Genomic DNA, 9,527 nt, shown 5'->3' with positions numbered 1-9,527 from the left:
CGAAGGCGATCACGCAGTGACGCGACCGAAGGAGCGCCCTTGAGGGACCAGCCCGACACGGAAGGACGATGGGACTGACGGGAAACCCCCAAACCAGCCCTGAGACCGCCCAGCCGAAACCCCGCCCCCCCACCCCGCCCCCACCCCACCCCTCACTCCTCCGGCGGGAACACCGCCTCCCCCGTCGCCGACAAGGTGATGAGGATGGCCTCCACCGGGCAGCCCTCGGCGGCCGTCAGGGTGGGTTCGTTGGCGTCCGTCTCCGGGGAGCGGGGGTGGGACTGGCGGGCCGAGTCGAGGGTGAAGGCGTCGGGGGCGTGGTTCACGCACATGCCCGAGCCGATGCAGACCCCCCGGTCGACCTCGACCTGCCAGCGGTCCCCCATCACGCACCCGCCGGGAGGTGGATCATCTTGTGCTCCAGGTACTCGCTCAGTCCCTCCGGGCCGAACTCCCGCCCCACGCCGCTGTTCTTGTAGCCGCCGAACGGTCCCAGCATGTCCAGGCTGAAGGTGTTCACGTTGAAGGTGCCGGTCCGCACGCGCCGCGCGAAGTCGATGCCGTGCTCCACGTCGGCCGTCCAGACGCTGCCGCTCAGGCCGAACTCCGAGTCGTTGGCCACCCGTACGGCCTCCGCCTCGTCCCCGTACGGGATCAGGCACACGACCGGGCCGAAGATCTCCTCTCGGGCGATCCGCATCGAGTTGTCGACGTCGCCGAAGAGGGTGGGTTCCACGTACCAGCCCCGCTCCAGGCCGGCCGGGCGGCCGCCGCCCGCCAGGACCTTCGCGCCCTCCTCCTGGCCGATCCGGATGTAGTCCAGGGAGCGCTGCTGCTGCCGCTTCGCGACCAGCGGCCCGAGCTGCGTCGCCGGGTCGAGGGGGTCGCCGACGACGAGGGCGCCGGCGGCCGCCGCGAGGGCTTCGGCCACCTCCTCGTACCGGCTGCGCGGGGCGAGGATCCGGGTCTGCGCCACACAGGCCTGGCCGTTGTTCATCCAGGCCGCCGGCACGATCCCGGCGACCGTGCTCGCCAGGTCCGCGTCCGGCAGGATCACGGCGGCGGACTTGCCGCCGAGTTCGAGGGTGACCCGGGTCAGGTTGCGGGCGGCGACCTCCATGACCCGCTTGCCGGCGGCGACGGAGCCGGTGAAGGCGACCTTGTCGACACCGGGGTGCCCGACCAGGTACTCGCTGACCTCCCGGTCGGCGGGCAGGATGGACAGCACGCCCTCCGGCAGCCCGGCCTCCCGTGCGATGTCCGCCAGGATGAAGGAGTCCAGCGGGGCTTCGGGCGACGGCTTGAGGATGACCGAGGAGCCGGTGAGCAGCGCGGGCGCGAGCTTCGCCGCGGCCACGAACTGGGGGACGTTCCACGGGATGACGGCGGCGACGACCCCGACCGGTTCGCGGCGTACGAGGATCGGGCCGAGCGCGCCCTGGCGGCGCTCCTCGTAGGGGTATTCGGCGGCGACCTTGATGGCGGAGTCGTAGACCATCATCGCGCCGAGCGCCTGGGCGAGGACGCTCCAGGAGTACGGGGAGCCGTTCTGGGAGCTGATGGAGCGGGCGATCTCCTCGTGCCGGACGGCGATGGCGTCCTTGATGCGGGAGACGACGGCGATCCGTTCCTCCAGCGGGAGGCGGGGCCAGGGGCCCTCGTCGAAGGCCTTGCGGGCGACGGCCACGGCCCGGTCCACGTCGGCCCGGGAGGCGTGCGGGACGCTGCCGATGACCTGCTCGGTGTGGGGGGAGACGATCCGGATGGTGTCGGTGCCCAGCGGATCGGTCCATTCCCCGCCGATGAACAGTTGGCCGTGTTCCACGAGCTCGGTCATGTCCGATGCCTCCAGGGGCTGCGCACGATCTCACCGATGTCGCAGAACTGATACCAGTTCTAGTTCGAGGAGTCCACGGTCAGGACGGGGTCGGTGGCGAGGCAGACGCAAGATCCGACGGCTGGTCAGACGGCCGGATAAATGGTCGACTTGGGCTACTACTGAAACGCGTTCTCGTCAGATCGGGCCACCGGCCCACGCCGCCCAGGGAGAGCCATGCCAGAGACGACCCCGGAACCCATCCCAGTGACCGCCCCCCGGGTCACCGACCACGGCGGCGGCGTCCACGCCATCCACGTCCCGATCCCCGACAACCCCCTCGGCCACACCCTCGTCCACGTCCTCGACACCGACCGCGGGCCCGTCCTGATCGACACCGGCTGGGACGACCCCGCCTCCTGGGACACCCTCACCGCCGGGCTCGCCGCGCTCGGCATCGCCGTCGCCGACGTGCACGGGGTGGTCATCACCCACCACCACCCCGACCACCACGGCCTGTCCGGGCAGGTGCGCGAGGCCTCGGGCGCGTGGATCGCGATGCACGCCGCCGACACCGAGGTCGTCCTGCGGACCCGATCCGCCGAGCCCGGCGTCTGGTTCGACTACATGAGCGGGAAGCTGGCCGCCGCCGGGGCCCCCGAGGAGCACGTCGCCCCGCTCCGCGCGGCCCGGGCGAGCGGCCGCGTCCGCACCCTGCCCGGGCTCAGTGCCGCCGTGCCCGACCGGGAGATCGTCCCCGGCGAGCTGCTGCCCCTCACCGGGCGCAGGCTGCGCGCGATCTGGACCCCCGGGCACACCCCCGGCCACGTCTGCCTGCACCTGGAGGAGCGGCACCCCGCCGGCCTCCCCGGCAACGGCCGGCTCTTCTCCGGCGACCACCTCCTCCCCGGGATCTCCCCGCACATCGGCCTGTACGAGGCCCCGGAGGACACCCGTGTCACCGACCCGCTCGGCGACTACCTCGACTCCCTCGAACGCATCGGCCGCCTGGCGCCCGCCGAGGTGCTCCCGGCCCACCAGTACGCCTTCACCGACGCACCCGCCCGCGTACGGGAGCTGCTGGAGCACCACGAGGAGCGGCTGACCGGGCTGTGGCGGCTGCTGGCGGAGCCGCTGACCCCCTGGGGGCTCGCGGAGCGGATGGAGTGGAACCGGCCCTGGGAGCAGATCCCGTACGGCTCCCGGAACATCGCCGTCTCGGAAGCGGAGGCGCATCTGCGGCGGCTGGTGAAGCAGGGCCGGGCGGAGGCGGTCCCGGGCACGGACCCGGTGGCGTACCGGGCGCTGTAGGCCGCCGCCCGGTACGGCTCCGGGGCCGCCCGTACGGGCCCCCGCGCCACCGGGACCGGGAGCTACGGGCCGGTAGAGTGAGCCCGTCGTCCACACTTCCGTACGGGGGGAAGCCGGTGCGAATCCGGCGCTGACCCGCAACCGTGACCGGCCCGCAGCACGTGGGACGGCAGCCGGAATGCCCTGTACCGGAGGTGCGCGGCTCGTGCCGCCGGGTCCTCCGGCGGCCGGCACCGTCGAGGTAAACGGAGCCGGAGCCCGGTGCCTGCGCGTGCCTGTCTCCCGCCCCCCGTACGAGAGGCACCCGCCCCGCCATGAACGTCCGCCGCAGCGCCGCCGCGCTCGCCGCATCCGCCGTGCTCTGCGTGGGCGCCGCCCCCGCCGCCCTCGCCGACACGCCGGCGCCCTCCCCCTCCGCGCCCCCGAACCTCCCGGCGGGCCTGTTCGGCAAGGCCGATCCGACGTACGACGGCGTGTGGCGGCAGTCCCTCGCGCTGCTCGCCCAGCAGACGGCCGGCGTGAAGCCCGCGCCGCAGGCCGTGGCCTTCCTCAAGGCCCAGCAGTGCCCGAACGGCGGCTTCGCCTCCTACCGCGACGCCAGCCTGCCGTGCGACGACAAGACGACGTACGACACCAACGCGACCGCCATCGCCGTGCAGGCCATGAAGGCCCTCGGCGGCAAGGACGCGGAGCTCAGGAAGTCGACGGACTGGCTGAAGTCCGTACAGAACGAGGACGGCGGCTGGGCCTACGTGCCGGGCTCCCCCAGCGAGGGCAGCTCCACCTCCATCGTGATCAGCGCGCTGGCCGCGGCCGGCGAGAAGCCCGCCGAGGTCAAGTCGAAGGCGGGCAAGTCCGCGTACGACGGGCTGCTCTCCTTCCAGCTCGGCTGCTCCGCCGAACCGGCCTCCGACCGGGGTGCCTTCGGGTACCAGCCGGCCGACGGCAAGCTCGCCGCGAACGCCGACGCCACGGCCGCCGCCGCGCTGGCGGGCCTGGGCAAGGGCATCGTCGTCGACCCGGCCGCCACGGACACCCCGGCCGCCGCGCTGGCCTGCCCGGCCGGCTCCGCCGACCCGGCGGGCGCGGCCCAGGGCGCGGCCGGCTACCTGGCCGAGGCGCTGAAGAAGGACGGCCACCTGACGGCGGTCACCCCGGGTGCCGACCAGCCCACCGCCGACACCGGCAACACCGCCGACGCCGTGATCGCCCTGGCCGCGGCCGGGCACCGGCAGGCGGCGGCGGGCGCCCTGGAGTGGCTCCAGAAGAACTCCACCGCGTGGGCCAACCGCAACCCGGCCGCACTGGCCACCCTGGTCCTGACCGCCCACGCGACCGGCACCGACCCGAAGGCCTTCGGCGGCGTCGACCTGGTGGCGGCGCTGAACGCCACGGGCCCGGCCCCGGTGGCCGTGCCGGACGCCGAACCGCAGAAGGTGAAGGGCGAGGAGAAGCCGGGCTCCGGCAACCAGAACATCTGGTGGATCGTCGGCGCGGGCGCCGCGGCCGGCATGGGCATCGGCATCCTGCTGAGCGGCCGCAGGAAGAAGCAGCAGCAGTGATCCGCCGCGGCAGCCGCACCCGTACCCCGGCCGGTGCGCTCACCGGTGTCCTGGCCGTACTGGGTCTGCTGCTGACCCTGTTCGCGGCGTCACCGGCCCTGGCGGCGAGCTACCGCTACTGGTCGTTCTGGGACGGTGCGGGCGGCCGCTGGGCGTACGCCACCCAGGGCCCCTCGACGGCCCGCCCCGCGGACGGCGCCACGCTCGGCTTCCGCTTCTCCGTGAGCAAGGACGCCGCTGCCGAGGCGGCCCAGCCGCGCGCGGCCGCCGACTTCGAGGCCGTCTGCGGCGGCACCGCCCCGGCCGAGGGCAAGAAGCGGGTGGCGCTGGTCATCGACTTCGGCGTGCCCGAGGACGCCCCCTCCGGCGAGGCCCCGCCGCAGGGCACCCCGCGCACGGCCTGCGCACAGCTGGCGCCCGGGGCCACGGCGGCCGAGGCGCTGGCGGAGGTGGCGAAGCCGCTGCGCTACAACGGCGCGGCGCTGCTGTGCGGGATCTCCGGCTACCCGAGGACCGGCTGCGGCGAGCCCATCCAGGACGCGGAGCAGCCGAAGCCGTCGGCACCTGCCTCCGCCTCCGCCCCCGCCTCTGCTGCGGAGAGCTCCTCGGGCGGCGGCCCCTCGGCCGGCCTGTACCTGGGCGTCGCTGCGGTCCTCGCCCTGGGCGCCGCCGCCGTCTGGCGGTCCCGCCGCCGCAGGCGATGACCCCGCGCCCCACCCACGGCGCGGCACGTGCCGACGTACCCCCGGCCCGGCCCGGTGCGGCCGGGCGGTCCGGTCCCCCGCACGGGCCGGCGTACGGGAAGGAAGGCCGCTGGCGGGCCCCCGAGGCACGGCGTGGGAACGCCCTGCACGCGGGGGCCTGGTGGCTGTGGGCCCTCGGGCTGGCCACCGCCGCCTCCCGGACCACCAACCCGCTGCTGCTCGGCCTGATCGTCGGCGTCGCCGGGTACGTGGTGGCGGCCCGCCGGACGGAGGCACCGTGGGCGCGTTCCTACGGGGCCTTCGTCAAGCTCGGCCTCTTCGTCATCGGGCTGCGGCTGGTCTTCTCCATGCTGCTGGGCTCCCCGATCCCCGGCGCGCACACCCTCTTCACCCTGCCCGAGGTCCCGCTCCCCGCGTGGGCGCAGGGCATCCGGTTCGGCGGCCGGGTCACCGCCGAGCAGCTGGTCTTCGCCTTCTACGACGGCGCGAAGCTGGCGACCCTGCTGATCTGCGTGGGCGCGGCGAACGCCCTCGCCAATCCGGCACGGCTGCTGAAGTCGCTGCCGGCCGCACTGTACGAGGCGGGCGTGGCGGTGGTCGTCGCCATGACCTTCGCGCCGAACATGGTCGCCGACGTGGCCCGGCTGCGGACCGCCCGCCGGCTGCGCGGGCGCCCCACCGGCGGGGTGAAGGCCGTCCTCCAGATCGGGCTCCCGGTCCTGGAGGGGGCGCTGGAGCGCTCGGTGGCGGTCGCCGCGTCGATGGACGCGCGCGGGTACGGGCGTACGGCCCAGGTCCCGCCGGCCGTGCGGCACACCACCAACGCCCTCACCCTCGGCGGCCTGCTCGGCATGTGCGCCGGCACGTACGGGCTGCTCGCGGCGGAAGGCGCCGTGTACGGGCTGCCCGTGCTCGGCATCGGCCTCGTGCTGGCCCTCGCGGGCCTGCGGCTCGGCGGGCGGCGCAGCATCCGCACCCGTTACCGGCCGGACCGGTGGGGGGTGCGGGCCTGGCTGGTCGCCGGTTCGGGGGCGGCGGTGGCTGCGCTGCTGATCCGCGCGGGCTCGGTGGACCCGGAGGGGCTGCGGCCGGGCGTGGTCCCGCTGGTCGCTCCCGCGCTGCCGCTGTGGCCCGCCGCGGCGATCCTGATCGGCCTGCTTCCGGCCTTCGTGGCCCCCGTACCTTCCGAGGAGTCCTCCCGTTGATCCGCTTCGAGCAGGTGTCGGTGACGTACGACGGCGCCGCACACCCTTCTCTCCGGGACGCGGACTTCACCCTCCCGGAGGGTGAGCTGACCCTGCTGGTCGGCCCGTCGGGGGTCGGCAAGTCGACCCTGCTGGGGGCGGTGTCCGGGCTGGTCCCGCACTTCACGGGCGGGACGCTGCGCGGACGGGTGACGGTGGCGGGGCGGGACACCCGTACGCACATGCCGCGCGAGCTGGCGGACGTGGTGGGCACGGTGGGACAGGATCCACTGGCCCACTTCGTGACGGACGTGGTCGAGGACGAGCTGGCGTACGGGATGGAGTCGCTGGGCCTGCCGCCGGCGGTGATGCGGCGCCGGGTGGAGGAGACCCTGGACCTGCTCGGCCTGAACGAGCTCCGCGACCGCCCGATCGCCTCCCTGTCGGGCGGCCAGCAGCAGCGGGTGGCGATCGGCTCGGTCCTGACGACACACCCGAAGGTCCTGGTCCTCGACGAACCCACCTCCGCGCTGGACCCTGCGGCCGCGGAGGAGGTCCTGGCGGTGCTGCAACGCCTGGTCCACGACCTGGGAACGACGGTGCTGATGGCGGAGCACCGCCTGGAACGGGTGGTCCAGTACGCCGACCGCGTGCTCCTGCTCCCGTCCCCGGGCGAGCCCCCGCTGCTGGGCACCCCGTCCGAAATCATGGCCGTCTCCCCGGTGCACCCCCCGGTGGTCTCCCTGGGCCGCCTGGCGGGCTGGACCCCGCTCCCCCTCTCGGTCCGCGACGCCCGCCGCCGCGCCGCGCCGCTCCGCGACCGCCTGTCCCCCGCCTCCCCGCCGCCGCCCCTGCCGGACGGGCTGGAAATCGAGCCCCGCCGGCGTTTGAGGCGCGGGCGCGGCAGCGCCGAGTCTGCACCAGCCGCGCCGGCGACTGAGGCGGGAACGGGTGAAGGGCGGGGCGGGGAGCAGCCCCGCGCAGCGGCACCCGCCGCACCGGCACCGGCACCCGCACCCGCACCAACCCCTCGCCTCCCCGCCCGGCTGGCCCGGCTGACCGGCCGCTCCCGGCGCGGGCCGGGCGACGCCACGCCCGGCACCCCCGCCGCCGGAACCCCCGCGGCCTCCGCCACGAACCTCGGCGTCCGCCGCGCCCGCGCCGAGGTGCTCCACGACGTCACCCTCCAGGTGGCCCCCGGCGAGACCGTCGCCCTCATGGGCCGCAACGGGGCCGGCAAGTCCACCCTCCTCGCCGCCCTCACCGGCAGCCTCGCCCCCTCCACCGGCCAGGTGACCGTCGGCGGCCGCACCCCGCACCGCACCCCGCCCCCGGAGATGGTCCGCCGGGTCGGCCTGGTGCCGCAGGAGCCCCGCGACCTCCTCTACGCCGACACCGTCGCCGCCGAGTGCGCCGCGGCGGACGCCGACGCCGGGGCGGCCCCCGGGACCTGCCGCGCCCTGGTCGGCGGCCTGCTGCCCGGCGTGCCGGACGCCACCCACCCCCGTGACCTGTCCGAGGGGCAGCGCCTGACCCTGGCGCTGGCCCTGGTGCTGACCGCCCGCCCCGCCCTGCTCCTCCTCGACGAGCCGACCCGCGGTCTGGACTACGCCGCCAAGGCCCGCCTGGTGGAGACGCTGCGCGGCCTCGCCGCCGACGGCCACGCCATCGTCCTGGCGACGCACGACGTGGAGCTGGCCGCCGAGCTGGCCCACCGGGTGGTCATCCTGGCGGGCGGGGAGATCGTCGCGGACGGTCCGACGGCCGAGGTCGTCGTCTCCTCCCCCGCCTTCGCGCCCCAGGTGGCGAAGATCCTGGCGCCGGGCCACTGGCTCACGGTGTCCCAGGTCGCCGCCGCTCTGGAGGCCACCCCGTGACCCCCCGGCCCGCCCGCCCGGTCCGCGTCGGCCCCCGCGCCGCCGCGGCCCTGGTCCTGGTCACCCTCATCGGCATCGCCGCCTTCGGCTGGCCGCTGCTCGCGGACCGCCAGTCCGGCCTGGCCCACTCCCAGGACGCCCCGTGGCTCTTCGCCGCGCTGCTCCCCCTCCTCGTCGCCGTGGTCATCGCGACCATCGCCGACAACGGCATGGACTCCAAGGCGGTCGCGATGCTCGGGGTGCTCGCCGCCGTGGGGGCGGCGCTGCGGCCTCTGGGCGCGGGCACGGCCGGCCTGGAGCCCATGTTCTTCCTGATGGTGCTCAGCGGCCGCGTCCTCGGTCCCGGCTTCGGCTTCGTCCTCGGCTCCGTCACGATGTTCGCGTCCGCGCTGCTCACGGGCGGGGTCGGGCCGTGGATGCCGTTCCAGATGCTGGCGATGGGCTGGTTCTCGCTGGGCGCCGGGCTGCTGCCCGGGGCGATGGGGGTCCCCCCTGCTCAGGCGAAGCCGAGAGCTTGGGTGAGGATCCGGGGGCGGGCCGAGCTGGCGATGCTCGCCGCGTACGGGTTCCTGGGCTCCTTCGCGTACGGCACGGTCATGAACCTCCAGGGCTGGGTGATCCTGCAGGGCATGGGGCAGGGCATCTCCTTCCACCCCGGCGACCCGGTGCCGCAGAACCTGGCGCGCTTCGTCGCGTACTGCCTGGCGACCTCGGTGGGCTGGGACCTGGGGCGGGCCGCGCTGACGGTCGTACTGACGCTCACCCTCGGGGGCACGCTGCTGAGGGCGCTGCGGCGGGCGACTCGGAAAGCCGCGTTCGACGCGTCCGTTGCCTTCGATTCGGGGGCCGAATGTGACCGGGGACACCCACCACAGCGGGTCTGACCGGCTACGTGAAGTGACATTCGGGGTGCGGGGCGGTGAGGCGGCCCACAGGACCCAGGTCACATCCGGCCGGGGTTAGTAGTCGGGCGGGGCTGTTGCCGTACGGGTTTGCGTCCGGGGCGTTGGGCCTGTGCTGCGAGGGGGGTTAGTAGGTGGGGGGCGTTGCCAGGGCGTCGGGGGGCTGGCTAA

The 9,527-nt window shown here is 75.0% G+C and carries 8 protein-coding genes; 6 read left to right on the top strand and 2 right to left on the bottom strand.

Features of this window, described 5'->3' with window-relative positions; all coding sequences use genetic code 11:
- Positions 1-152 precede the first annotated feature (152 nt).
- Positions 153-386, bottom strand: a complete 234-nt coding sequence (locus ACZ7IF_RS39000) for a ferredoxin (RefSeq protein WP_470981757.1) — start codon at positions 384-386, stop codon at positions 153-155.
- Entirely contained in the window at positions 386-1,837 is a 1,452-nt protein-coding gene (locus ACZ7IF_RS38995) for an aldehyde dehydrogenase (RefSeq protein ID WP_470981755.1), read from the bottom strand. Before ACZ7IF_RS38995 ends, ACZ7IF_RS39000 begins: the two co-directional genes overlap by 1 nt.
- Before the next feature lie 216 nt (positions 1,838-2,053).
- Here ACZ7IF_RS38995 and ACZ7IF_RS38990 point away from each other — a divergent pair, with 216 nt between their 5' ends.
- From ACZ7IF_RS38990 to ACZ7IF_RS38965, 6 genes are all read left to right on the top strand, one after another.
- On the top strand, positions 2,054-3,127 hold the full coding sequence (locus ACZ7IF_RS38990) for an MBL fold metallo-hydrolase (protein WP_470981753.1): 1,074 nt from the start codon (positions 2,054-2,056) through the stop codon (positions 3,125-3,127).
- A gap of 314 nt (positions 3,128-3,441) precedes the next feature.
- Positions 3,442-4,689 (top strand): prenyltransferase/squalene oxidase repeat-containing protein, encoded by a 1,248-nt coding sequence (locus tag ACZ7IF_RS38985; RefSeq protein ID WP_470981751.1) that lies wholly within the window; start codon positions 3,442-3,444, stop codon positions 4,687-4,689.
- Complete coding sequence (locus ACZ7IF_RS38980) at positions 4,689-5,393, top strand: SCO2322 family protein (protein WP_470981759.1); 705 nt, start codon at positions 4,689-4,691, stop codon at positions 5,391-5,393. Before ACZ7IF_RS38985 ends, ACZ7IF_RS38980 begins: the two co-directional genes overlap by 1 nt.
- Positions 5,390-6,598: an energy-coupling factor transporter transmembrane component T family protein gene (locus ACZ7IF_RS38975; protein ID WP_470981749.1), complete on the top strand. Its 1,209-nt coding sequence runs from the start codon at positions 5,390-5,392 to the stop codon at positions 6,596-6,598. Before ACZ7IF_RS38980 ends, ACZ7IF_RS38975 begins: the two co-directional genes overlap by 4 nt.
- Positions 6,595-8,454, top strand: a complete 1,860-nt coding sequence (locus tag ACZ7IF_RS38970; protein ID WP_470981747.1) for an ABC transporter ATP-binding protein — start codon at positions 6,595-6,597, stop codon at positions 8,452-8,454. Before ACZ7IF_RS38975 ends, ACZ7IF_RS38970 begins: the two co-directional genes overlap by 4 nt.
- Positions 8,451-9,338 carry an ECF transporter S component gene (locus tag ACZ7IF_RS38965; protein WP_470981745.1) on the top strand — a complete coding sequence of 296 codons (888 nt, stop codon included), beginning with the start codon at positions 8,451-8,453 and terminating at the stop codon, positions 9,336-9,338. The genes ACZ7IF_RS38970 and ACZ7IF_RS38965 overlap by 4 nt, the downstream gene beginning before the upstream one ends.
- Positions 9,339-9,527: the final 189 nt, after the last annotated feature.

It is taken from the genome of Streptomyces sp. NPDC037421, from assembly GCF_055602105.1.
Note: the sequence above shows the minus strand (reverse complement) of the source record. Positions and strands in the feature narration are given on the sequence as shown.

Excerpts from the sequence above, each read along its gene's own strand:
- ACZ7IF_RS38995 (WP_470981755.1), bottom strand. The coding sequence starts at position 1,837 with ATGACCGAGCTCGTGGAACACGGCCAACTGTTCATCGGCGGGGAATGG.
- ACZ7IF_RS38990 (WP_470981753.1), top strand. The coding sequence starts at position 2,054 with ATGCCAGAGACGACCCCGGAACCCATCCCAGTGACCGCCCCCCGGGTC.
- ACZ7IF_RS39000 (WP_470981757.1), bottom strand. The coding sequence starts at position 386 with ATGGGGGACCGCTGGCAGGTCGAGGTCGACCGGGGGGTCTGCATCGGC.
- ACZ7IF_RS38975 (WP_470981749.1), top strand. The coding sequence starts at position 5,390 with ATGACCCCGCGCCCCACCCACGGCGCGGCACGTGCCGACGTACCCCCG.
- ACZ7IF_RS38985 (WP_470981751.1), top strand. The coding sequence starts at position 3,442 with ATGAACGTCCGCCGCAGCGCCGCCGCGCTCGCCGCATCCGCCGTGCTC.